This is a genomic window from Virgibacillus proomii, assembly GCF_018916875.1.
GTDB classification, from domain to species: Bacteria; Bacillota; Bacilli; order Bacillales; family Amphibacillaceae; genus Virgibacillus; species Virgibacillus proomii_B.
Genome location: NZ_JAHLNO010000001.1, coordinates 86,464 through 111,784, shown reverse-complemented (window position 1 = coordinate 111,784; position 25,321 = coordinate 86,464). Strand labels below are relative to the sequence as shown.

At 36.4% G+C, this 25,321-nt stretch carries 25 protein-coding genes and 2 pseudogenes; 5 read left to right on the top strand and 22 right to left on the bottom strand.

What is annotated here, in order from left to right:
• Positions 1-1,100 precede the first annotated feature (1,100 nt).
• Positions 1,101-1,447 (top strand): annotated as a pseudogene (locus KQI21_RS15905) (IS5/IS1182 family transposase); the annotation flags it as partial.
• 326 nt (positions 1,448-1,773) lie between these two features.
• Here KQI21_RS15905 and KQI21_RS00575 read toward each other — a convergent pair.
• The 8 genes from KQI21_RS00575 to KQI21_RS00540 form a co-directional block, all read right to left on the bottom strand.
• Positions 1,774-2,289, bottom strand: coding sequence for an ECF transporter S component (locus KQI21_RS00575; RefSeq protein WP_216482072.1), 516 nt, complete (start codon positions 2,287-2,289; stop codon positions 1,774-1,776).
• A gap of 5 nt (positions 2,290-2,294) precedes the next feature.
• A complete protein-coding gene (locus KQI21_RS00570; protein WP_216482071.1) occupies positions 2,295-2,723 on the bottom strand; it encodes a DUF4430 domain-containing protein in 429 nt (142 codons plus the stop codon).
• 212 nt (positions 2,724-2,935) lie between these two features.
• Positions 2,936-4,702, bottom strand: coding sequence for an ATP-binding protein (locus KQI21_RS00565; RefSeq protein WP_216482070.1), 1,767 nt, complete (start codon positions 4,700-4,702; stop codon positions 2,936-2,938).
• Complete coding sequence (locus tag KQI21_RS00560; RefSeq protein ID WP_216482069.1) at positions 4,702-5,418, bottom strand: response regulator transcription factor; 717 nt, start codon at positions 5,416-5,418, stop codon at positions 4,702-4,704. Before KQI21_RS00560 ends, KQI21_RS00565 begins: the two co-directional genes overlap by 1 nt.
• A 119-nt stretch (positions 5,419-5,537) precedes the next feature.
• Positions 5,538-6,728, bottom strand: a complete 1,191-nt coding sequence (gene ccsB / locus KQI21_RS00555) for a c-type cytochrome biogenesis protein CcsB (protein WP_216482068.1) — start codon at positions 6,726-6,728, stop codon at positions 5,538-5,540.
• 28 nt (positions 6,729-6,756) lie between these two features.
• Positions 6,757-8,400 (bottom strand): cytochrome c biogenesis protein ResB, encoded by a 1,644-nt coding sequence (resB, locus tag KQI21_RS00550; RefSeq protein WP_216482067.1) that lies wholly within the window; start codon positions 8,398-8,400, stop codon positions 6,757-6,759.
• A 31-nt stretch (positions 8,401-8,431) separates the two neighbouring features.
• Entirely contained in the window at positions 8,432-9,004 is a 573-nt protein-coding gene (resA, locus tag KQI21_RS00545) for a thiol-disulfide oxidoreductase ResA (RefSeq protein ID WP_216482143.1), read from the bottom strand.
• 56 nt (positions 9,005-9,060) lie between these two features.
• Complete coding sequence (locus KQI21_RS00540) at positions 9,061-9,804, bottom strand: pseudouridine synthase (protein ID WP_216482066.1); 744 nt, start codon at positions 9,802-9,804, stop codon at positions 9,061-9,063.
• Between the two features lie 878 nt (positions 9,805-10,682).
• Here KQI21_RS00540 and KQI21_RS00535 point away from each other — a divergent pair.
• Positions 10,683-11,240 (top strand): delta-aminolevulinic acid dehydratase, encoded by a 558-nt coding sequence (locus KQI21_RS00535; protein ID WP_216482065.1) that lies wholly within the window; start codon positions 10,683-10,685, stop codon positions 11,238-11,240.
• A gap of 888 nt (positions 11,241-12,128) precedes the next feature.
• Here the strand turns inward: KQI21_RS00535 and KQI21_RS00530 are convergent.
• The 5 genes from KQI21_RS00530 to KQI21_RS00510 all read right to left on the bottom strand — a co-directional run bounded on the left by KQI21_RS00530 (position 12,129) and on the right by KQI21_RS00510 (position 15,923).
• On the bottom strand, positions 12,129-12,590 hold the full coding sequence (locus tag KQI21_RS00530) for a spore maturation protein (protein ID WP_373687614.1): 462 nt from the start codon (positions 12,588-12,590) through the stop codon (positions 12,129-12,131).
• A gap of 72 nt (positions 12,591-12,662) precedes the next feature.
• Entirely contained in the window at positions 12,663-13,247 is a 585-nt protein-coding gene (locus tag KQI21_RS00525) for a nucleoside recognition domain-containing protein (protein ID WP_077320684.1), read from the bottom strand.
• The gene (locus KQI21_RS00520; RefSeq protein WP_216482063.1) at positions 13,241-14,347 is read right to left on the bottom strand and encodes a D-alanyl-D-alanine carboxypeptidase family protein; all 1,107 of its coding nucleotides are present in this window, start codon (positions 14,345-14,347) and stop codon (positions 13,241-13,243) included. Before KQI21_RS00520 ends, KQI21_RS00525 begins: the two co-directional genes overlap by 7 nt.
• A gap of 237 nt (positions 14,348-14,584) precedes the next feature.
• Positions 14,585-15,457, bottom strand: coding sequence for a superoxide dismutase (locus KQI21_RS00515; RefSeq protein WP_216482062.1), 873 nt, complete (start codon positions 15,455-15,457; stop codon positions 14,585-14,587).
• Between the two features lie 232 nt (positions 15,458-15,689).
• Positions 15,690-15,923, bottom strand: coding sequence for a hypothetical protein (locus KQI21_RS00510; protein ID WP_216482061.1), 234 nt, complete (start codon positions 15,921-15,923; stop codon positions 15,690-15,692).
• Positions 15,924-16,389: 466 nt separating this feature from the next.
• On the opposite strand from KQI21_RS00510, the pseudogene KQI21_RS00500 reads away from it, so the two are divergent.
• A pseudogene (locus KQI21_RS00500) lies at positions 16,390-16,800 on the top strand (SDR family NAD(P)-dependent oxidoreductase).
• Positions 16,758-17,057 carry an SDR family oxidoreductase gene (locus KQI21_RS16580; protein WP_216482142.1) on the top strand — a complete coding sequence of 100 codons (300 nt, stop codon included), beginning with the start codon at positions 16,758-16,760 and terminating at the stop codon, positions 17,055-17,057. The pseudogene KQI21_RS00500 and the gene KQI21_RS16580 overlap by 43 nt, the downstream one beginning before the upstream one ends.
• Positions 17,058-17,634: 577 nt before the next feature.
• Here KQI21_RS16580 and scpB read toward each other — a convergent pair.
• Both scpB and KQI21_RS00485 read right to left on the bottom strand, forming a co-directional pair.
• Positions 17,635-18,225: an SMC-Scp complex subunit ScpB gene (scpB, locus tag KQI21_RS00490; RefSeq protein WP_216482059.1), complete on the bottom strand. Its 591-nt coding sequence runs from the start codon at positions 18,223-18,225 to the stop codon at positions 17,635-17,637.
• A gap of 2 nt (positions 18,226-18,227) precedes the next feature.
• On the bottom strand, positions 18,228-18,962 hold the full coding sequence (locus tag KQI21_RS00485; RefSeq protein WP_216482058.1) for a segregation/condensation protein A: 735 nt from the start codon (positions 18,960-18,962) through the stop codon (positions 18,228-18,230).
• 143 nt (positions 18,963-19,105) lie between these two features.
• Between KQI21_RS00485 and KQI21_RS00480 the strand changes: the two genes are divergently transcribed.
• The gene (locus tag KQI21_RS00480; protein WP_021291215.1) at positions 19,106-19,195 is read left to right on the top strand and encodes a YjcZ family sporulation protein; all 90 of its coding nucleotides are present in this window, start codon (positions 19,106-19,108) and stop codon (positions 19,193-19,195) included.
• A gap of 70 nt (positions 19,196-19,265) precedes the next feature.
• On the opposite strand, the gene KQI21_RS00475 is transcribed toward KQI21_RS00480, so the two are convergent.
• The 7 genes from KQI21_RS00475 to KQI21_RS00445 form a co-directional block, all read right to left on the bottom strand.
• Positions 19,266-19,643, bottom strand: coding sequence for a GNAT family N-acetyltransferase (locus KQI21_RS00475; protein ID WP_216482057.1), 378 nt, complete (start codon positions 19,641-19,643; stop codon positions 19,266-19,268).
• A 306-nt stretch (positions 19,644-19,949) separates the two neighbouring features.
• Entirely contained in the window at positions 19,950-20,408 is a 459-nt protein-coding gene (locus tag KQI21_RS00470) for a M50 family metallopeptidase (RefSeq protein WP_216482056.1), read from the bottom strand.
• A gap of 18 nt (positions 20,409-20,426) precedes the next feature.
• Positions 20,427-20,864 (bottom strand): peptidylprolyl isomerase, encoded by a 438-nt coding sequence (locus tag KQI21_RS00465; RefSeq protein ID WP_216482055.1) that lies wholly within the window; start codon positions 20,862-20,864, stop codon positions 20,427-20,429.
• A gap of 82 nt (positions 20,865-20,946) precedes the next feature.
• Positions 20,947-22,260: a diaminopimelate decarboxylase gene (lysA, locus tag KQI21_RS00460; RefSeq protein WP_216482054.1), complete on the bottom strand. Its 1,314-nt coding sequence runs from the start codon at positions 22,258-22,260 to the stop codon at positions 20,947-20,949.
• Between the two features lie 141 nt (positions 22,261-22,401).
• Positions 22,402-23,880, bottom strand: coding sequence for a spore germination protein (locus KQI21_RS00455; RefSeq protein ID WP_216482053.1), 1,479 nt, complete (start codon positions 23,878-23,880; stop codon positions 22,402-22,404).
• A 172-nt stretch (positions 23,881-24,052) separates the two neighbouring features.
• Positions 24,053-24,481, bottom strand: coding sequence for a stage V sporulation protein AB (locus KQI21_RS00450; RefSeq protein ID WP_216482052.1), 429 nt, complete (start codon positions 24,479-24,481; stop codon positions 24,053-24,055).
• A complete protein-coding gene (locus KQI21_RS00445; RefSeq protein ID WP_216482051.1) occupies positions 24,450-25,076 on the bottom strand; it encodes a stage V sporulation protein AA in 627 nt (208 codons plus the stop codon). The genes KQI21_RS00450 and KQI21_RS00445 overlap by 32 nt, the downstream gene beginning before the upstream one ends.
• Positions 25,077-25,321 lie beyond the last annotated feature (245 nt).

The following is a 25,321-nucleotide window of genomic DNA, read 5'->3' as shown; positions in this document are numbered from 1 at the left end:
GAGGCTAAGTTCGCAGGCCTACTTAACTTTTTGGAAGGGCGATACCTTTTCAAATAGTTCCTCTAGTCTTGTCACCTCAAACGAATCGGGAATTTAGGAGCCGTTTCTCTCATGAAATTCGAAAAATAATAAGCAGATTTTTCAATGAAGTAATATAAATCCTTCGATAAAGGCGACATAAAACCGATGTCGACTTATCGTAGGAAAAAGAGCGAAATTTGCTACAGATTGAGCGATTAAGCTAGACGAAGTACTTTTAAAAACCATTTTAGATGAATGAATTTCATAATTCTTAGCCTATGTACCACAAGGACTGCAAGATATTAAAAAGGAAGTACCTCCCCAAATCTTGTATAATGGTAGTTGACCAGAACAACCAAAAAGACCGGATGACCATTATACGACAAACTAGCTTATTTAGCATTCAAGAATTATACGATATGGAACCTAAATATGATGCAATTATCTGGAGCTATAGATTTGGATAAGATTTATCCCGCATGTAAGGTGCCGTAAGACTCTCACTTCAAAACCTGAGTTGATACAAAAGGGTCTAAGTGGGAGATAACGGCACCTAAATGCCCGATTCGTTCGACTAACATTTCTTGGGAAAAGCATTCCAAGAAATGAAGTTTCACTTTATCCCGCATGTAAGGTGCCGTAAGACTCTCACTTCAAAACCTGAGTTGATACAAAAGGGTCTAAGTGGGAGATAACGGCACCTAAATGCCCGATTCGTTCAACTAACATTTCTTGGGAAAAGCATTCCAAGAAATGAAGTTTCACTTTATCCCGCATGTAAGGTGCCGTAAGACTCTCACTTCAAAACCTGAGTTGATACAAAAGGGTCTAAGTGGGAGATAACGGCACCTAAATGCCCGATTCGTTCAACTAACATTTCTTGGGAAAAGCATTCCAAGAAATGAAGTTTCACTTTATCCCGCATGTAAGGTGCCGTAAGACTCTCACTTCAAAACCTGAGTTGATACAAAAGGATCTAAGTGGGGGAAAACGGCACCTAAATACCCATTCGTTCAAGGGCCTTTAGGTCATACCCTTCTAGGTACTAACATTCAGTAGGAGATGGAAGAAAACTCCTACTGAATGAAGTTTCACTTTATCACAAAGTAACCAAAAAATCACGACTAGGTGCGCCAGAAGAACTGAATGATGCAGCCATGATTATTTCCACTTTTGTGAGATATGTCGAACGCATTCCGACGATGAAGGATCTTGTTAAACGCCTTAATGATGATATTGCTTCTAAGTTAAACTGCGGGTTTCTAGTATCATCAGACTCGTACCATCAGAGAGCTCTTTCATGGATGATGTAGTTGCCATCGAAGCAACCCATTTGAAGCACGTCATCAAGCACCGCCAAAAAGGGGAAAAGCCAAAACCTGAACCCAAAAAACGTGGGCACAAATCTAAAAACGAGTATGAACAATGACTAAAAGAACAAGCTGAAAAGGAAGCTAACCTATTTTTTTATAAATGGTTAGTACAAGGAAATTATGTCTGTGTGGAATTCAGATACACGTAAACACATGTGGGAAAAGCAACAGCCGAAAATCCCGCAGGAAGCCGTTCTTTGCTTTCGAGGAAGTTGAGGCGTTACCCACGGAAAGCGAAGTGTATCCGAATGGAACACAGATACGCACAACTTTATATAGAATTTTTTAAAGTATAATTTTAAAATACTGCAAGTATAAATTTTTTTAAAAAGAGCTATTATGAAATTGATTCAGACAGTAAAAAATACCGATTGAAGAATCAATCGGTATTTTTTACTGAAAAACGATTTGACGCATATTTTTGGATTAGAAAAGGGATGGCGGGATAAAACAAGACCATAAATACAGCATTACCAATGGCATGGTTTGTATCAAAAGGTAAGCCACTAATGTAATAAGGCCAGAATGCACCAGTAATTTGGTACGTTATCAAAGAAATAATAAAACCGTAAAAATAGCCGCTAAATATCGCAAAGAGCAATAAAAATGGCAAAGAAATATGATGAAAAACCTTTCCCATCCAGCCACTTAAAATTCCGATGATTCCCCAAGAAATAATTTGCCAAACCATCCATATGCCCATTCCTAACAGGATATTAGAAACAAAAGTAATAATAAAAGTAAGTATTACTGCTGATACAGGTCCTAATAGTAAACCGGCAATAATGATTATTGAGGTTACTGGTTGAACATTTGGAATGAAGGAAAACCAATATCTGCCAACGATTGCTATAGCAGCTAGAATCGCAAGCAGTGTTAGCTTATACGTATTCATTTACTTCATTCCCAAGCTTGAAAATCGAAAATAACCTTATCATTTGGCTTTAGCTTATACTCAACTGCGCCAACATTTGGCATCTCCCCATTTACTGTATAAATCCAGGCCTTTTTTTCTCCCTCTTTAGCAGACAACCTTTCAATAGAAGTGATAAATTCACCACTTTTATCTGTTTCAATATAAAAGTTTTCCTCCATTACATCCATTAAGATATCGCCTTCTTCAACCGGTATTTCCTTTTCATGTAAATACTCCGTACCATCATCTTTGGAAATAGTGATTAAGACGGTTTCTTGGGATTGTTTTTCTTGTGTTTGTTCCTCGTTTGCATTCGAAGTTTGGTTTGTCGGTGTTTCCACCTCTGCTCCACAGCCAACTAATAAAAAAATAGCTATAAAAATAGAGGTTAGACGTAAGAACGATTGCTTCATAAATTTATTCACCCTTCCTTTCATACCATTTTTTTAAATAATCATATCATATAGAGGAGGCGAATTAGAAGAATATTACTTACTTTGCTTTGTGTAGAAGCAATCCGTACAATCGGGTCTTATTTCTATCCCCTAGTTAAATGAGTTTTTACATCTATCCGTTTTGCATAAGAATAGTAGATGACATCCCAAACAACTCGTAAGTTATAGCATTACTCTCCGTCCTGGTGAAGGATGCGAAAATGAAAAGCAGTACCTTGATTTAGTTTACTATTAACATTTATCGAACCGTGATGTGCATCAATGATATTTTTAGCAATTGCCAAGCCTAAACCAGTACCTTTTTTCTTTTTATCTCTCGTTCTTGATTTATCAGCTTTATAGAACCTCTCAAATACAAATGGAAGATCTTCTTCTGGAATTCCGCTTCCGGTATCCTGAATTTCTACTTGTAAATCGGTTTTTCTATTAGTAACTTTTACTTTTACATACCCTTTCTTACCTGTATGGCGAATAGCATTATCAATAAGATTTGTAAACACTTGTTCAATACGATCAGGATCAAATTTTGCTACTGGTTCGTCAATTTGTTTTTCAAGTGTTAATGTAATTTCATTTTCATGAGCTAAACCTTTAAATTTTTTTAAGATCCTTTCTACATATGGATTTATTTCTACTGATTCTTTGTTAAGATGAATATGACCTGCTTCCATACGAGCTAAGTCTAATAATTCATTAACTAAACGCCCCATCCGCAATGATTCTTCATGAATAATTTTTGCTAACTCATTTTTTTCTTCTTTTGTTTCGGCAATATCATCAACAATTGCTTCACTATATCCCTGTAACATCGAAATAGGTGTTCGCAATTCATGAGAAACATTAGCAATAAAGTCTTCTCGCAATTTATCCATTCTGCGTTCTTCCGTCATATCCCGAATAACCGCTACTGCACCCCGAACATAAGATTGGTCATATAAAGGGGTCATTAACATTACCCAATTTCTTCCTTGTAAACTTAACTCATGGATCGCTTCCTTTTCCCCCTCAACCACTTCCTGTAAAATCTCATATAACTCATCTGGAAGTTTTCGTTTTTCTGCATCATAGGTTAGATTGTTCTCATAATACCAATCTTCAATAAATCGATCTGCCGGTGCATTCGTAACGATCATCTCTCCTGAACGGCTTAGTGTAATAACACCATCAGCCATTGAGCTTACAATACTGGATAATTGTTCCTTTTCTTGTCGTAGTGCATTCAAATGAAATTTCAGCTGTCTTCCCATGCGATTAAATGCTAAAGCTAATTCCCCTATTTCATCATGTGTTAAAATAGGTACCTTTGTATTAAATTCACCTCTGGCCAAATCAAAAGCTGCTTCCCGCATCTTTATTAAAGGCGATGTAATTCTTGTTGATAAAAAGAAGGCGAAGATTGTCGTTAATACAATGGCAATACCTGCAGCTAGAAAAATAATTTTTGTCGTTTCTGCTTTTGTCTGATCAATTACATTTAATGATTGATATACATAAATGGCGGCATTTTGATTATCAATAGGAACACCAACAATCATTGCTTCCCTTTCATTTCCTGGCAAGTGAATTTGCTTACGAATTTGTTGGTTATCTGTTAGTACCTTCGATAATTCATCTCGCTTTAGCCAATCCTCTTCTAATTTCGCCAAGTTGCTATCTTCGCTGTCAGAGACCCATAATTCACCATCACCAAAAACAATCGCTACTCGGCTAGCAGGATCTTTAACCCGTTCTGTTGTTTCGGTTATCAGCTGTTTTTGTTCATGTGTTTCTACTAGAAGAGAGACCTTTGTGGCCGTTTGCAACATATCTTGTTCCGCTTCCTGTATATGAAAATCTTCAAAAAACTGCAAGAGGAAAATTGTTAAAATAAATAATACAAAAGAAACTAGCAATAGAATTGTTATTGCTAGTTTACCAACTACACTTCGCCAAAACATTATTCTTCAGCCACCTCAAATTTGTAACCAACTCCCCAGACAGTAACAATCATTTTTGCTGCCTCCGGAGATACATGGTTCAGTTTTTCACGTAATCTTTTTACATGAGTGTCCACCGTACGCAAATCGCCGAAAAATTCATATTGCCATACTTCTTTCAGCAAATGTTCACGGTTAAATACTTTATCAGGTGATTTTGCCAAAAAGCATAATAGCTCATATTCCTTTGGTGTTAAATTAACTTCCTCACCATCTGCAGTAACTCGATGTGCATCATGATCAATTGTTATATGTGGAAAAACTAAAATATTTTTCGCTGTTGTATCGGCATTTTGAAAGGATGAACTTGATACACGTCGAAGCAAAGCCTTTACCCGTAATACAACCTCTCTAGGACTAAATGGTTTTACAATATAGTCATCAGCTCCAATTTCAAAGCCTTGTACTCGGTTAGCTTCTTCGCCTTTAGCTGTTAACATAATAACCGGTGTATCCTTTTCTTTTCTCAGCTCTTGACAAACTTCTACACCGTCCATTTCCGGCATCATAATATCAAGTAAAATAACATCATAATGATGGTCTAAAGCGAGTTGTAATGCTTCCGTTCCATTTTCTGCTTCTTCGACAATAAAACCCTCCCGCTCTATATACATGCGGATCAGCCTGCGTATTCTTTCTTCGTCATCTACCACTAATACTTTTGTTTCCTTTTCCATCTACGTTCCCCCCTGTATCATATCTGCTCTAATAAAAGTATAAACTAAGTTGTTTAAAAAGTATAAGAAAAACAAGGCATCACGATGAAACGATATGATGCCTTGCGATTAGGGAAATATTATGCATATGAGTGTAACCCTGCAAGTACAAGGTTTACAACAATTAAATTAAACATGATAATACCAAAACCTATTGCTGCTAACCATGCAGACTTTTCACCATGCCATCCCCTTGATAATCGCAAATGTAAGAAGGCTGCATAAAAGAACCAGGTAATGAGCGCCCAAACTTCTTTTGGGTCCCACCCCCAGAATCTTCCCCATGCTTCTTCAGCCCAGATCGATGCAAAGATAAGTCCGCCTAATGTAAATAGCGGAAATCCAATAGCTACTGAGCGATATGTGATTTCATCAAGTAAATCAGGTCTTGCCTTTTTAAGTAATGGCTGAATTGTAGCCCCAATTCGTTTTCTAAATACAAGTCTTAACAATAGATAAAGACCTGTACCAAAAATGAATGACCATATTAATGTATTAAATTTTCTACCAGCATCGGTACCGTGCATCCATTTAGGTATTTCAAACCACGGTTTCATTACACCATCGGTTATTAATTTTCCATCTGTTGGTGCTGCAATTGCCGGCATATGATATTCGGTTTGTACCATTGTCTCACCAGTCGTATTTGGATATTCAAATACAGCCTGGTAGTTCATAACATTAAATAGCGTAGAAGATATAATAAAGCCAATAAATAAGACTAGGCCGTACAAAATAAGCTCCAGCCAGGTTGTCCGCTTCGTTGTTTTTGTTTGATCGATTTGGCGAATTAAATAAATTAACCCTGATACAAAGCTAATAGTTAAAATTCCTTGTGATAACGATACAGTCGTTACATGGATATATAACCAATGACTTTGTAAAGATGGAATTAACGGCGATATCTCTGTTGGAAACATGCTCGCATAAGCAATGATTATTAAAGCTAGTGGAAGAGCAAATAGGCCTAAAACAGTTACTTTGTAAATAAAGTAAAGAATAATAAACCCGAGAACGGTTGCCATTCCAAAAAAAGTCATGTACTCAAATAAATTGCTGACAGGAGCATGCCCACTTCCTATCCATCTAGTAATAAAGTAACCTAATTGAGTCAAAAAACCGATAATAGTTAAGGTAATACCAATTTTAGCGGCTTTTCCATCCGATTTTCGCTTACTTCCAATTGTAAACGAAAAAAATAAAGTTGCAACTAAATAAAGTAAAAAAGCAGTATATAGCAGTGTACTACTTAATTCAACTAAGTTATTCATGAAACTCCTCCTAAATTACCTTGGTTAGCTATTTGTCTATTTCTTGCTGATCGACAACCATTTTAATATTGGTATCAGCAATTGCTTTTTCGATATCACGCTTTATCCCATGCCAATTTTTATTCGTATGAGCAGCCAAAAGAAGTCCCCCTGCTTGCGGCCGAATCCAGATTCGACGATGTTGCCAGTACATTCCTTGAATTACTCCAATCATAAAAATAATTGCACCAATGATAAAATATGGTAATGAGTAGTCACGTCTCACACTTAATCCGCTAACATCTCTCATTTCAAAGTCCGTAATACCAACTTTATAATTATTTTCCCCAGTAGCATCGATGTTTTTGCCGATTCCTAAAAAGCTAATTTCCGGCTCACTCTCATTGGGCGGATAAACCATCATAACAAACGCAGGATTTCTTGGATAGTTTGTCTCTGAAGCAGGCTCTCCTTTATCATCAAGATAATAGTCTGGATAATAGTTATTGATCTCGACTCGAAAGCCATTATCCAATTCATACGTTGACTTTGGAGAAGCAAAATCAACGGTAAACTTACCAAAGGATTTTTCTTCTGCATCATTGGTTTCATGAATTTTAAATGTCATACTGGAAAATTCATTTTGCTGATAACCTGATTGATATACCACATAGTCATCAAACTTAATTGGCTCATTCATGCGAATGCTGCCTTCTTTAATCTTTTTCAGTTCAGGCTCTGTACCTGTTATTTCTGGCTTCATCGCTTGATAAATTACTACATTTGTTTGATAGTTACTCGGAACGGTACCTCCTTCTTTGGCTATCGCATCTTTAAACTTCTCATCTTCTGGATCATAGTTTTCTATAATAAAGTCTTTGTTTTCAATGTAGTACGCTTGGTCCGTTCCTGGGATAACCTTTTTTTCTCCTTCACGAATCCATACATATTCATCCATATAAAAAAGTGAAGTCTGCCTTAATAGAGCTGCCAATAAAATAATGATAAGCCCAATATGATTAACATACGGACCCCACCTGGAGAATCTCCCCTTTTCTGCTAGAATATGCCCGTCTTCAACCGTAACATGATAGCGTTGTTTCTTTAGTCCTTGCTTTAATGCTTCCATGTCGGTATTTGTGACGTTGTCTGTCTGACTGAATAGACGTTGTCTTTTCAAAAACGTTTCATGACGTTGTGCTTTTTGATTACGCAATGCACGAAATAAAGGGACAAACCGGTCCAGGCTACAAATGACCAATGAAATCCCAATAAGTGCAATTAAAATCATGTACCACCACGAGCTATACAAATTGTGAAAACCTAATTGATAATAGATTTGTCCGAGAATCCCATACCGCTCCTCATAAAAAATAGCAGGATCTCGTGAAACAGCATCTACTGGTATGTATTGTTCCTGTGGAAAGATCGATCCGATAGCAGAGGCGAATAAAGCAATGACAATAAGCCAGACCCCCACTTTTACCGAAGAAAAGAAACTCCAAATTTTATCAACAATCGTCTTATTATATGTTTGCGACCTGCGAGCAGTCCCGTCATAGCGCATATTTAACAGCTTTTTCTTATCATTGCCATCAAGATGCTGATTTTCCTCAATTGGCTTTCCACATGATTCACAAAGTACCGTCCCCTCCGGATTAACATGACCACATTCACATTTGATTTTATTCATTTTATATCCCTTCCCCTTACAAACGAAGTTGCTACTTAGGTGTTATCTCCTGAAGATAACCATCCAATCGTTCCAATGTTAATGCACCATTGACTACCTCAACAATTTTTCCTTGAGGGTCAATAAACACAGTACTTGGAATGGGGCCTACTTTATATAAATCTCGTACTTGGCTGTCTTTATCATGAGGAATTGGAAATGTTAAATCATATTTATCAATAAATCGATGCACAACCAACTCCGTTGAATCGAGACTTACAGCAACTATTTCTACTCCTTGCTCTTTATATTTTGGATATAACTTCTCCATATAAGGCATTTCTTTTTCACAAGGCTTGCACCAAGTCCCCCAAAAATTCAGCATAACCCCTTTTCCTTCTAATTCACTTAATCGAATGGTCTCGCTCTCATTATACTTATTAATTTGCTCCAATTGAAAATCTGGTGCATCATCCCCAACTTCGTAAATAATTTTATCACTTTGCAGATTTTGCACCACCGCAAAAATGACTGCCCCTGCTAATGCAGCTAAAATGATCGACCGAAATATAAAGCGGTTTCGTTTTTTATTTTGTTTTTTTCTTTTCCTCTCTTCAAGACCCATCATGAATCAACTCCCAGAGTCATTATAACATTCAGAAATGATGCAATTTTTGACTATTATTCAACAATTTCGTTCCGCGCTAAATTTCGCATTTGCTTCACTTCTTTTGGATTTAGTGGTCGATACTCACCGGGCTTTAATCCATCCAGTGTTAATAATCCATATCGCTCTCGTTTTAACTTTACTACAGGATAACCCAAACCTTCCATCATTCTGCGTACATGTCTATTTTTTCCTTCTCGTAATGTCAGCTGTAAAATCGTATGGTTTTTTTGCTTGTCTGTTTTCAATACACGGTAATTTATAGCTTTTAATAGATCGTCTCCAGAACGCACTCCCTTCCGTAATTGAGCAAGCTTAGCTTTATCTGGAATACCCTTTATTTTAGCAACATACACTTTATCAATCTGAAACCGAGGATGCATTAATAAGTTAGCAAACTCTCCATCATTCGTTAAAATTAAAATACCAGATGTATCATAGTCTAGTCTCCCAACAGGAAAAACGCGTTCTTCGATTTCTTCAAGTAAATCGGTAACCACTTTCCTTCCTTTATCATCCTTGACGCTGGAAATAACGCCACGTGGCTTATATAGCAAGTAGTAAACAGGTGCTTCTTTTTCTAACGGTACACCATCCACTTCAATTCTATCATCTAGGTGCACCTTGGTTCCAAGCTTCGTGATAACCTTATTATTAACTTTTACCTTTCCATCAAGAATAAGTTGTTCTGCTTTTCTTCTTGAGGTTATACCACTTTGAGCAATTACTTTTTGTAAACGTTCTTGAGCTTTTGTCATTGTTTCACCACTACCTTTTAGTTAAACTTAAACTAAATATCAGAATAAATAGCTAGTAATTAGTTACTTTTGCCTTTTCTACATGTATTCCATTAAATTGTACGCCAATTACACTATACGAATTAATGTTGCAGATAACAAACATTACGCCTTTTTCAGATCCACTATTTTTAACAGACAGAGAGCTGATCTAGCGCTGACTAGGAAATTTGTATTTAAAACAACAATGAAGGATAACCTATTTTCCAGCTGTTCTTATCGTCCATTTACTGTACATATTCCCTTGATGGTTACGTAACTGCAACAAGTATTTGCGTATGTGTCCCTCTAGTTACGCTTAAATGTTAAACCTGCTTTTTACGAGTTTTAGTCAACTTGACAATAAAGTTTATCCCACATGTAACTTGCAGTAAGACCCCCTTCCATACTACGAGGTGAAACCTAATAGGAAGGATCCAAACTGCAAGTCAAATGTCCGATTCTGTTCAGAGGCCTTTAGGTCATACCTTTAAGGTACTAACAATTAGTGGGGGATAAAAGAAATCCCGACACTTTATCTGAACCTTAAAAAATTTCTTCAAGTGGATGTTTCTGGTTAGTTCATTCTAGAAGCTTTTCCAGGTTACTAATTGTATAATAAATGAAGCATCTTGAAAAGGGACTTTATGCTTTACTTTAACTAATGCAATTTTAAACAGCTTTTAAGTTAATTTAGTATGGTCAGCTATTCTTAACCTCCGTATGATCAAAAGTATAAGAAAATCTCCTGTAATATTTTTACCTGAGTCGGATTTAGATTTCAAACTGTTTTTTAATTATTCGCATGGTACCATTTTTTTTACTGATATAGTGTAAATTTTAAAAAAGGAGCTGTTTCTATGAGTAAACCAGAGTTGTATATAAGCCTCATTGTTGGACCAAACTGTGAGTGGGATTCGTATGCCCTTCGTTCATCCCTAGAGTACTTTGGAGCAAGAGTTAACACATATGCTGTTGGTCGACCTCAAGATCTAGTTGATGTACTGTCCGGAAAGGATCGGGAGGATAAATTGGATTATCTAATTTTAAACTTCCATGGAGACGAAGGGCGATTTTGTATGCCTTTATTAGGTGAGGATGTGTATGAAGTCGGGGAACCAAGGGAAGAATTTTTTGATGAACAACATGTAAGGCGTTATTCGAAGTTGGATAATGTAAGAGTAATAGCATCTGGTTGTACATTGGGAAATGAATCATTAGCAAAAGCCTTTTTAAGCTGTGGAACCCGATCTTACTTAGGGCTTGATGATTATATAGACGGCAATTCTAACTTTATGTTTGTTGTCAGATTTTTCTATGAGCGAATAACGAATCGTAAAACAGAACAACAGGCATTTGAAATTGCTGCCTCTATGGATGAGGAAACTGCAATGTATAAACGCTACTGTTCCTCCTAATCTTGTAGCTGTTTCTTCTACACCTCCGTTGAAATAAAGGTACAAACACTCGGTAACAACACACAAACGAAGAACTTCTGACGAGGGTAAAGAGAAATTTCATTCAGGGGAATAGCTTTTACCCTTGAAACAGTAGATCAAAAGGCTAAGTTTGCAGATGTCCTTGAAAAACCATAATGTGTTTCTACCGAAGCTTTCCTTGTCCGTTTCCTAAACAAACCGGAATTTAGGAGCCGCTACTCTCATAAAGTTCGAAAATAATAAGTAGATTTTTAAAACGGGAGACATACGGCTCCTTACAAGATAAAAGAAACATGCCTCTAAAACAAGGGTATGCCGACGCCTGAGCGGAAAACCCGCCTTTAGTCGGCCTTCCTTTAGGTTCAAGCCGATGTTTGGCTTACTGAAGAAAGAAAATCAAGGTAGTTTGCTAGTCACTCGAGCGCTTAATCTAGACATCCAAAGTACAAGCGCTCGGGTTAGCGACGTACAAACTGGAGAACTTCTGACGAGATAAAGAAAACATGCCTCTAAAACAGGGGTATGCCGACGCCTGAGCGGCAAGCCCGCTTTTAGTCGGCCTTCCTTAAGATTCGAGCCGATGTTGATTTATCGTAGGAAGGAGGTCGAAGTTTGCTAGTCGCTTTGAGCGCTTAAGCTAGACGATGCTACTTTCAAAAAGGATAATAAGCCATACAAAAACGGATATAAGTTTCCTAGAAATCGATGAAAACACCCTATCTTTCTCAGGGTTTTGGATTTTGTAAGCAGATGTTATTTTCTATTTAATTATAAGAACATGGCAGAGACACCTTTAGACGTTGATAGAGATTGCAATAATTAGCTATTTCACCATGTTTAGTTGTCACTTCATTCGTTTGGAGCGCTTTAGCCAAAAAGAATGGTTACAATTATAATTGAGGCTGTAATACCCACCACGTCAGCTAATAGGCCAACCTTTAAAGCATATCCCATTTTTTTTATACCGATTGCTCCAAAATAAACGGTTAAAATATACAAGGTCGTGTCCGTACTTCCCTGCATAACGGATGCTAATCTTCCAATAAAAGAATCAGGTCCGTAAGTATGAATTAATTCAGTAGTCATTCCTAAGGCAGCTGTACCAGATATTGGCCTAATAAGTGCTAACGGAATAATTTCTGGAGGGATACCGATAAGTGTAAGAATTGGCGCCAATAACTGAATAAAAGCTTCTAAAGCTCCAGAACTTCGTAAAATAGCAATTGCCACAATCATCCCAACTAGAAAAGGAACTAAGGAAAAAGCCATTTTGACCCCTTCCTTCCCACCTTCTACAAATAATTCATAAGCAGGTACTTTCTTTATCATTGCTGTTATTAAAACGAGCAAGATGAAACAAGGAATGATCCATGTGCTAATAGAAGTAAATAACGCCATGCATTATGCCCTCCACCTACTTCTATAGTAAAAAAAGCGGTCAATGATAATTGCACTCAATGAAGATATAATTGTTGCCATCATAGTTGCTCCAACAATTTCTGTAGGGGATACGGAATCATATTGCATCCGTATAGCAATAACCGTTGTTGGAATTAGTGTTAAGCTTGATGTATTTAATGCTAAAAAAGTAATCATCGAACGAGAAGCGGTATTTGTTCCGCTTAACTGTTTCATTTGCTCCATCGCCTTAATTCCCATTGGTGTAGCTGCATTACCTAATCCAAACACATTCGCTGTGAAATTTGATAAAATATAGCCAATTGCTGGATGGTCCTTCGGGATATCAGGGAATAGTTTTATTACAAGCGGACGAAAGATTTTTGCTAATACTGCTAATATCCCTGCTTTTTCTGCTACTTTCATAATTCCTAACCAAAAGACAAGTACACTAATAAGGCCGATTGACAAGGTAACTGCTTCACCAGCACTTGTAAAAATCGCTTCATTCACTTCATCCATTGTTCCATGAATCATGGCATATACTATTCCAATTATTGCCATAAATGCCCAAATTAGATTTACCACAAATCGTCACCCCCTGACACCCGACGAAATATTTCCCAAAACTCCTTTACCATTGAATTTGTTGCTGTGTGTTTAGGCTGTTTACTTAAAACTGTTGCTTCTGCAATTTGGGTTCCATTTAAATAAAAGACGTTTCGTCCAATTGTTTGTTTATTCGTTGCATTGTTTAAGATGAACAATTGATTGGATACTTTATTTTTTTCTTGATTGGTTAATGGATATATAACATCTTTGTCTAAATAACCAAATTGAATTTTCTCTTCATTACCTAGTTGATAAGCAATCTTTTTTTCTTCCGATAACGTTTCTAAACGATAGTTTTTAAACCCCCATTCAAACATGGCAATATGGTCACGCCAATCATCAGGGGCATTCAGTGTAACAGCAATTAGATCCATATCATTTTTAGTGGCAGTGGATACTAAGGTTCTACCCGTTTTTTTCGTAAAGCCTGTTTTTCCGCCGGTGCTATATTCATAATATTGCGTAAGTAGTTTGTTTTTATTTTGCCAAGAATATGTTCGATTCTCTGCCTTATAAGATTTTGCTCCTGTAACTTCACGAAAAGTGGGATTCTTCATTGCATATTGCGTTAATATGGCCATATCATAAGCAGATGAATAATGGTTTTCTTCATCAAGGCCATGTGGGTTAGCAAAATTAGTATCATTCATGCCCAACCACCTTGCCTTTTCATTCATTAAATAGACAAACCCTTCCTCACTTCCGCCAATATGTTCACTGATTGCGACAGCTGAGTCGTTTCCAGAACGAAGCATTAAACCGTAAACAAGGTCTTTGATTGTCATTTTTTCGCCTTGCTCTAAGTAGATGGATGATCCTTCTGTATAAATTGCGTTGCGACTAGTCTTGGCCTTTTCCTCCATTTTTCCGGATTCAATGGCAATAATTGCAGTCATAATTTTTGTAATACTAGCAATTGATTCTTTTGAATAAGCCTGTTTTTCAAATAACACACGCCCTGTCGATTGTTCTATTAATACGGCATTACGTGCTGAAACTTGAGGCTCTGCTTGTCCTACTACTGGAAAAACAAGAATAAAAGTAATTGTAAAGATTGCGATTGCTATCAAACGCATAACCAAGTTCCTCCCAATGGTGGTCTCTGTACAATTTATGCATGTCCATCAAAGTTATGCGTAAAAGTATTTGTTATACGTGTTCAAAAAGGAGAAAATAGACCCGATAGTTCGAGAGTGAGCTGAATAGACGCATTTAAATCCATTGACCGGCAGAATTAAATCAAAAAAGATACTATTTTTGAACATCCTCTACTAATGAGATAAAGGCAGGATCGTTTTCCTACCTTTAGCCCGTTAGTAGGGTTGCCACTGTAACTGTCTTGCCCGTTTAAATCGTTCATTGACATCCTTCCAGTTAACAACATTCCACCAATTGTTGACATATGCTTTTTTGTCTGTTTTATATTGTAAATAATATGCATGCTCCCACATATCTAATACGAGTAAAGGAATGATATCAGCAATTTGGAAGAGCTGATGCTTTTCAAATGATTGCACTCCTAGTTTTCCGCTTCTAGGATTCCAATATAAGATTGCCCATCCGTCCCCTTCAACTGAATTGGCTGTGTTCGTAAATAGAGTTTTAAACTTTGGCCATGACCCGAAATCCATTTCTATTTTTTTTAGTAATTCACCATATGGCTGTTTACTTGAACGAGGGGTCATATTGAACCAAAATATCGTATGCAATTGATGACCTGAACCATGAAAAGCCTGTTCGCGTAACCAGTGCTTGATTAACTTATCATCCTGAGTTCTTCCATAAATTTCTTTTTCCGCCTTATTGAGACCATCTACATATGACTGATGATGTTTGTCATGGTGTAATCGCATAATCTCTTCGCTTATATAAGGTTCCAATGCATGATATGGATAAGGTAATTTAGGTAAGGTGTGCTGACCATATGGAACAGATTTCACAGTGGTAGAAGTGTCTTGCTGTTTTACTATATGGAATATGCGTTCCCCTTGTTCATGAATAGAATGAAGTTGATCTGGCTCAATGCGTTTATTTCCTTGAAGCATTTCAATAACTTTTGCCTGCCAATTATCTATTTGTTCAAGCAGTGTCTGTTTTTCTAAGACATCTGAATGTTGCAATCTACTTTTAACTTGTTCTCCCCAAGTCAATAATTCTTGTAAATATATTTCATTTGTTTGACTCATTTGATCACCTCTTTGTAGCATATGCCTAGTTATCCATAGTGTGCATATACAAAAGGTTAAGTGCTTAGGTAGCGGACGTACAAACTGGAGATCTTCTGATGAGATAAAGTGAAACTTCATTGGAGTATTACTGGTTATTACTAAAGGCCAACCATTTCTTGCCTTCAGTTAAACTACAGTATTGGCGATGGTTTTATGATTATGTGCGCTATTATGTGGGGGTTGTATTCCGTTATTGGAAAAAAAGCAAATAATATTCACCTATAACAATAATTACTATTACTGCATTTTTTGGAGGTACAGCTAGCATTCCTTTTTTGATTACTTCGCCATTAGATGTTTCTAATCTAACTACTGCATCTATTTTGGGAATTATTTTTATCGGGGTATTTCCCTCATTCCTTTCCTTCTTATTATGGAATATTGAAAATTGAATCCTAACTCCTGCGGTAGCAGGTTTATCCATTAATTCTCTTTGCATCTTTACTGCATTATTAGCGTCATTATTGGAGAAGAGATTTTAATTTCACAAAATTTTAGGCGGCATCATTATTGTAACAGGGATTGTTTTAAGTTAAAATATAAAATCAAGTTTCATAAAGTAGAACAATAGCCGCATTAATAATTGTTCAGGCTGTGGGTGAGTCCTTTATGAAAAAAATCAACGTCATGCGTACTCTTGAAAAAGAAGGCAAAAGAGATTGATGCAATATCTTTTACTCATTTAGGTGTTGAGGAATCCAAATTTATAAAACATTTGTTTTAAAAGGGGATATAAATGGATACGTAGAGCTGTCATTCCTGCTGATACTCAATTAAATTTAAAAGCTTTAGCTAAAGCCACACCAAATAAAGCTAGATCCAAGACTTAGGCCAAAATAACAAAAGGTATTTTTACATCTATTACTTATTAAAACAGGAGGAAAAAAATCATGCGATTAAAAGGTAAAGTAGCAGTCATAACAGGTTCAGGAACAGGTATAGGGCAAGCTATAGCTGAGAAGTTTTTAGAAGAAGGAGCAAAGGTCGTCCTAAATTAATTTGACAGCCAACAATTAGATAAGGCGGAAGAAACATTACGACAAAAAGGGTTCAATGATATACACAGTGTTGTCGCAAACATTGTGAACCAAGAAGAAAGTGAACGATTATTGCTTAGTGCAATTGAACATTTTGAACATCTAGATATTTTAGTGAATAACGCAGGTATAAACGCAATCGGTTCATCCTACGAATTACCATTAGAAGATTATAAATCGGTTTTAGATGTAAATCTAACAGGAGCTTTTGTATGTAGTCAATTTGCGGGCAAAATCATGAAAGAATCAGGTGGAGGGTCTTAGCAGTTGAATGGGCAGAAGATAATATCCGTGTTAATGCAGTTGCCCCGGGATATATTAAGACAGAATTAGATATATCCGACCAAAATGACGGTGGATATTCAGATAATGATGTTATTAATCGTACTCCAATGAAAAGATTCGGTTCGAGTAAAGAAGTAGCAAACGTTGTACCTTTCTTAGCTTCTGATGAAGCGAGTTTCGTAACAGGAAGCTGCTTTAATGTTGATGGTGGTTGGACTGCTTTTGGTGCATGGTAATAAAACAAAAACAAGTTTTTAACGTTCTAGTGATAAAAGCACTCAGCAAATAAAGTGAGTGCTTTTATGTTTTTCTTCTTCCACTAAACTCTCGTTACTTAAAGTACATTTCTTCACAATCTTTTCTAAATAATTTAACATAAATACACAATTTTCTTTTTTTAGGGTTATTCCACAATCTGGCCCGATTGCGGGATAGAGTAACTGGAACTATTAACTTTACTACTTTTTTATAAAGTAGTATTTGTTATGCAATCGCTGTAACAAAAACGACCGTGAGACCTCCCAGGGTAAGACAACTATCTTTCCTCTTTTACTCGCCTGATTTACTCTATAGAATTACGCACATCTTTTAGACTTTGACTTGTTGTGGAGCCTTATCCATCTATAGAGCCTTGGTATCAGATTTCTGTTCGTCGAGCCAAGATTTTGATACACGCTTCCTTCAGCACTTATCTCACAACAAGTACCTTGCGCTCCTCTAGTGGTTAGCTGATGTGTACCCCCACAGTGGACTTTCACCACTAGATAGTCGCCATGCCTGGCGCACACAAAAACAACTGGCGAATGGTATCTTCTAGGAAAGGTCTTCATTCATATGTTCATGAAACCGTTCAAAAAACAAATCAGCTTCTGTTTCGATATTAGAGTCATCTGTGTCAGGTAAAGGTGGTAAATCGTCCAACGATGCTAATCCAAAATAGGTTAAAAATTCTTTGGTTGTCCCGAATAATACAGGGCGGCCAACTGTATCTTTCCTGCCAACCTCTTCAATGAGTAACCTTGATAACAGCGTTTGTACCGGTCGATCACTTTTTACTCCTCTAATTTCCTCGATTTCTGTTCTTGTAATTGGTTGATTATAAGCTATAATTGCAAGTGTTTCCAGCGCTGCCTGTGACATTCTGGTTGTCTGGGGTGTTTCAATTAATTTTTTATAATAATCACTATGCTCTGGTTTGGTAGTTAAATGAAATACTTCATGTGCCTGCATGATTTTAATGCCGCGATGGGGATATTCATATTCTTTCTTTAATTCTTCTAAGCTTTGTTCGATTGTTGTTTCTGATACCTCTAAAACATTTGATAGTTGTTTGATTGTTATTCCTTCACTTCCCGAAGCAAATAACAATCCTTCAATTATAGCTTTCAAATTTTTTATTTCCACCTTTATTCCTCCATGCTAAATACGTATAATTCTGCTAATTGTTTTTCTTGCTTACAATAGACCTTATTTTTCTTCATCAATTCTAAGATGGCAATAAATGTTACAACAATATGTGAACGGGAATATACTGTAAATAAATGATCAAACAGTATCCCTCCTTGTGTTGCATGTAGTGTTTTTAGCACTTCTTCCATTCTTTCATTAATTGAAATCTCATTTCTCTCTATTTTTGTTTCTAATGGCGCATCCCATTTTTTACGTTCAAACATCTTACGTAGCGCTGCGAGCATATCATAGATGGATGTTTCCCCTTGAACAACCATTGGCGGCGAAGTAATTCCTTCTTCAAGCTGAATGGGCGGTCTTGTATAGATTTGATTTGCCTCTTGCTCTTTTTGCTTTAATTGTACTGCTGCTTCTTTATATTTTCGATATTCGATTAATCGTTGCATTAACTCTTCACGAGGGTCTTCCATATATTCTTCCGTTTCTTCAGGAAGTTCCGGCTTTGGCAAGAGCATTTGACTTTTAATTTCTACGAGCGTTGCTGCCATAACTAAATATTCACTGGCTATATTTAATTCAAGCTGTTTCATCGTATGGATATACTGCATATATTGTTCTGTAATTACAGCTACAGGTATATCATATATATCAATTTCATATTGATTAATTAAATGGAGTAGTAAATCAAGCGGACCTTCAAATGAGTCTAGTTTCACATAATAGCCTTGCACCTATTTTGCTCCCCCTTCCTTTAAAAATTATACCATTAATTATAAACGCCCAAACAAGACCTTTCCCATTTACATACGTTAGTAATGTAAGATAAATGTTATTCACAACATTTAGGTTAAGAAGAAAAAGGAGGTATTTCACTATGAGTGGTGGATATGGTTATGGCGGAGGTTTCGCATTAATCGTAGTATTGTTCATTTTATTGATTATCGTCGGTGCTGCTTGGCTATAAAATAGATTAGTCTTTACATGGTTAATCAGCACGCGAAAAGAAAAGCCGGCCCTCACAAAAGGGCTGGCTTTTATTCATCGTTTTTCACTTCTTCAGCTGATTTATCACACTTCTGATAAAAATCCAGAATTTCCTCCGTAGTTGATACGGAATACTGATCTTGATAAAGTCTTTCTACTTCATTTACCATTTTCCTGCCAATCCCAATGTTTCGATGTGATGGATTTACTGAAATATGCTGAATAACAGCATTTACTTCTCCTTCAACTCTTACCCCAATAGCACCTAATACATCATCATCTTCTTTCCATAAATATAGATGCCAATCGGGATTTGTTTCATATTCTTTTATCGTCTGTTGCAATTTTTTTACATCTTTTTCGTCAGGCATAAAAGATAGTAAACCCATTGCAATTTTCTCTAAATTTTTCTTAAAACGAATTAACATAGATACCCCTCATTAACATAATAGCTTATAAGTGACTCTGTTTATCAAGCTATGGTTTTAAAGCAGGCAGCCTAGTATGCCTTAACTGAACGGTTCCTGAGTACTTTTAGACAACCTGAAGGTTGGTGGGCTGCCGGCTAATTGAGTTATACTACTTAGCTATAATTTAGTCCATAGTATAAGCTTCATATATTGGAGTTTGTAATTATATTTATGCATGTTTCCCTACTTTTGTCAAATATCGAATGTTTTTAATGATCCTGTAAATCGATTGTAATCCTTTTATAATAAAGTGTTAAAAATGTGTTAGTTTTTAATAGCACTGCATAAAATTTTTAACATTACATAACCATCCGTTTGTTTACTTTTTAATTGAATAGGAATCAAGTTAACAACCGCAATCCAAGTATTAAATAGTACAAATAATTGAATAAAAGGAGTTGCAAAAAATTGGCTAATCACCCAGAACAAGAAAACAACGATGCCGCTTGAGATTGGACCCGAAATCGTAATGAATAACTTTTCTATCCAGCTATAGCTTTTTTTACGTTCACTTACAGCCAATCCGCCCACAAAAAAAAACGGTGCAATGGAAATTTGAAGTTTTCCAGCTTTAAACGTTTTTTCTTTTGATCCTGTACCGATAAATATGTAAATATGATCGGCTTTAACGAACCATGCAGCCATAGCATGTCCAACTTCATGTAGCAATATACTAATTGGAGCAACAAAGGCTATTAAATAAATGAGTAACCCTAATTGCATATATGCCATCCTTAGGCATTAAACCGTATATACTTTTACTTCTTTCATTACATCGCCGTTTCTCATAGACTTGGCGTGCTCTATACCTGACGTAACTTGTCCAAATACTGTATGAACACCATCTAAATGTGGTTGAGCTTCATGAACAATAAAAAACTGGCAGCTTCCTGTATCTCTTCCAGCATGTGCCATCGAAAGCGCACCTTCCTGATGCTGATGTGGATTTCCTTTTGTTTCACATTTAATTGTATAGCCAGCTGAACCTGTCCCATTACCATTCGGACAGCCGCCTTGGCTTACGAATCCCGGAATAACCCGATGGAAGGTCAATCCATTATAGAATCCCTCATTTGCCAATTTTTCAAAGTTAGCAACCGTATTAGGCGCTGCATCTTCAAATAAATCAAATTCAATTTTATTGTCATTTTCTAAAATAATATATCCTTTTTTATCCATATATAAAAGTCCCCTTTTTTAATGAACTAACGTATATTTTAACACTTAATCAACATCCTGCAAATAATTTGCCGGATGTTGATTAATTATCTTCATATGTCAAATCATACTGAACAACGTCTTGATAGCTTTCCCGCCTTATTACTAATTTGTCTTGACCATTTTCCACAAAAACAACAGCTGGCTTAGCGAAACGATTATAGTGATTCGCCATGGAATAACCATAAGCACCAGTGGAAAAAACGGCAAGTATGTCGCCAGGCTTAACCTTTGGTAACGGTAAATCCCAAATTAACATATCACCAGACTCACAACATTTACCAGCAATTGAAACTTTATCTACTGGTGGGATAGAAGCTTGGTTAGCCAACACTGCTTCATATTTTGCTTGATATAATGCAGGTCGTAAATTATCAGTCATTCCTCCATCGACCGCTACATATTTACGAATTCCTGGAATTTCCTTCATCGCACCAACCGTATATAATGTGATACCAGCACTTCCCGCTATTGCTCTTCCGGGTTCTAACCATAACTCTGGCATTGGTATAGCTAGAGCTTCCGTATGTGTTTTCACTTCTTTGACAAGTTCCTCTACAAAAGCACCATAAGAAATAGGTGAATCCGCTTTTGTATAACGAATACCGTAACCACCACCAAGATTTAGAACTTGTGGAACAAAATCATATTTTTCTTTCCATTTCCGTAATTCGTTAAATAAAGCGTCCGTAGCAGCTAAAAAGCGATCCGCTTCAAAAATTTGTGAACCGATATGACAGTGTAAGCCTTTAAAACGAATATATTCATCTTTATATAATTGTTGAAAGGCAGATTCAGCCTGTCCATTTTGTAAATTAAAACCAAATTTGGAATCTTCATTGCCGGTCATAATATATTGATGCGTTTTCGATTTAATCCCAGGTGTAATCCGCATAAGAACATTCATTTGTTTATTATATTCTTGTAACAAACAACGAATTTGTTCAATTTCATAAAAATTATCAACTACGATACAACCAATATCATTTTCGATTGCCATCCGTATTTCTTGAATGCTTTTATTATTACCATGTAAATGAATCCTTTCTGTCGGAAAATCTGCTTGTAATGCAGTATATAATTCCCCTTCAGAAACCACATCAAGGCACATACCTTCTTGTTTCATAACTTGAATCATGGCAATGGATGAAAAAGCTTTACTAGCATAGGCAACCTTTGCAGTGACACCCAATTTCTTAAACGTACCTACAAATGCTCGGCAATTATCACGAATCATTTGCACATCGTATACATAAAGCGGTGTACCATATTTTTGTGCAAGATGGGTACTGTCTATTCCGCCAATTTCCAAGTGCCCATCTTTGTTTACTGAAAAAGGATGGTTATCAATAATCATGTCGTAAAGCCTCCAAATTTTGTGCGCTAACGCATTATAATTAAAAACTTTACCATACTGACGTATAAAAGAAAAGAGCCAATGCTTGCATTAGCTCTACTGATCGTTAAAAATCTTGTTAAATATTCAAATTTTGTCAACTTATTTACCTTCAGGTTGACGATAATCGTTTTTCGGATGAACAATGCTCGGTCTACTATTTGTATAAGGGATTGGTATACGAAATAGCGTGTGCAACATAGCTCTGGCATTAAACGGGATAAATGGCCATAGATATGGTGTTCTCAGTGACTTCAATTGAACCAAAAACAAAATATGTGCCAAAAACACTGCAATAAAACCAATTAATCCAAAAATACCCGTTAAAATAACAAATATAATATTTACAATCTTGTTAGATACACTTAATTCATAGCTCGGTGTTACATACGAACCAATCGCACTAACGGATACATACAAAATAACCTCCGGACTAAACATACCAACATCAATCGCAATTTGTCCGATTAAAACCGCTGCAATTAACCCCATAGAGGTAGATAATGGTGTTGGTGTATGAATAGCAGCCATACGAAGAAATTCAATCCCAATCACTGCCATAATGATTTGTATGGGTATAGAGATATTGCCTTCTTCGTTCGGACCAATGAAAGCAAATTCTTTAGGCAAAAGTTCTGGTTCAGTAACAAAAAGCAACCATAAAGGCAGTAAATACATCGATGCAAATACAGCTAAAAAACGTATCCACCTAACAAAAGTACCAACTGCAGGTGTTTGTCGATACTCTTCTGCATGTTGCAGATGATGGAAAAAGGTGGTAGGTAAAATGATGACACTTGGTGATGTATCTACAATAATTAATACATGACCCTCTAATAAGTGATTAGCTGCTACATCTGGCCTTTCGGTATATCGAACCAAAGGAAAGGGATACCACTTGCGGTGTATGATAAATTCATCAATTGATTTATCTGCCATTGAGATACCGTCTACTTCAATTGCTTGTATCCTTTCCTTAATTAAATGTACAAGTCCATGATCAGCAACATCTGCAATATAACTAAGGCAAACATCAGTTTTGGAGCGCTCACCAACTTTTAACATTTCATTTCGTAATCTTGGATCACGAATTCTTCTTCTCGTTAATGCAGTATTTTCAATGATATTTTCCGTATAGCCATCTCTTGATCCACGTACAACGCGTTCAATATCGGGTTCTTCTGGTGTTCTTCCCGGATAATTTCTTACATCAATAACAAAAGCAAATTTTTCTCCATCCATAAAGAGGACAATTAAACCAGAAAGCATTTGATCAACAGCTTCATCCATTGTGTTTGATCGTTCTACTTGCTGATGCAATAAACGGTTTTCGATTATTTCCGGGAGCTTCCTTGCGTTTGATTCACGATCATTAACTTGAATTAATTCTTTTAACAGTTCCTGAATGACCAATGAGTCGCATAGTCCTGTTAAATAGTAAATTTGAATAGGACGTTTCAATAGCACAATTTCACGAAACCCTAAATCAAATGACACACCTATACCAACACGTTTTTTCATGTACTGCTCGGTGTCTTTTAGTTTTGGGAAGACGGGGATTTTCTGATCGGTTTGTGGCATATGTAAGCCCTCCTTTGTTGTTTCTTAAAGGCTAGTCCAAAGCCTTTGACACGATTGGGTTTATATATTTAAGATCTAAAAAGTTACGACACTGAATAATCCGCGTGAGAATTAGACCTGGCATGGGGTTAGCCCAGAACACAGGAGATCTGGCTGTACTACTTAAACTTACTTAACGTACAAAAAATACCCATTGGAATAACGAACCAGCAATTTTCCCAAAGACAATCGCCATAAATAACCAAAGCAAGTGCTTTTCAACACCAATCCGTTTATACAAGATAGGAAATACGTTAAGAACTTCAGTTAAAGCGGCCGCCAGCATGCCGTTAAAAATGCCTTGCATCAATCCCCAAATAGCAACTATAATAGCTGAGTATTCCCACGTCTGGCTTGTAAACGATAAGTAAATTCCAAATATACTGCCGAATAAAATGCATGCCGTATAAATTGGCAAAAACATTTCGGTTTTACTCAATTGAATCAGCCTAGGGATAATTCCTAATATCGTTATAAACGCTACATACCCAGCCCCTACAGCAAGACCTGCACTAAAACCAATAAGGGCTTCAAGAAGATGAATGAGGAGCATTGGTATCATTTAGCGTATTTTCATGATGGATGACATAGCTGTCAAGATCTTGTTGATAGTTATAGATCTCGACTTCCAAGGGGCTTGGTTCTTCATTAAATCGTTTATTGAACCAATGATTGAAAAATAACAGCATACCTATCCCTAAGCCAAATGAATAAGGAATTTGCAACCATAAAGGATATTCCTTCTTCTCTCCAGTTAACAAATAATGGATTTTTTGCTGAACTTCTTGCATACTAACATCGTAATGAAAGTTCATAATAGTCATAGCAGTTCCAACAAATATTAACAGCCATACTCCCATTGCTATGAAAACAGATGGTGAATTTCGCCGTTTTTGAATTCGAATAACTGTTTGAGCTGGACCGATTAACTGAAACTCCAAATCTGCAAACTCCTTATTCAAATGCTCGATAACCATAAAACTGTCAATAATAACAATATTATTATCTTTTTTACTTACGCGATAAATCGGTAAATTTTCCAACTGTTGTTTCTTGTTGCTATTTGTTGATATAACAGCAATATCTTTTAGCTTTAATTCTTGGTAACCGGTTAACTCTAGATTTTTTTTCATCCGCAAATAAACTTGCATTGCCATGTATATCATCCCCCTTTACTTGCTATAATGTACAAATTAGTATGTACTAAATAACTGATAATTACACTGGATAATTGTAGAACTAGTATTACGCTAATAGACAACGTATAAACTTTTAAACCTTAATATGAAATGGAAACCACAAAGTCAGTTGAGGAAAGGCTGACCAATGAAGGGAGAATTGGCCCTATCAAATGAGAAAAGAAAAAGTGGAGCGTAGCTTAGCGGATTCAAAAGAACTGTAT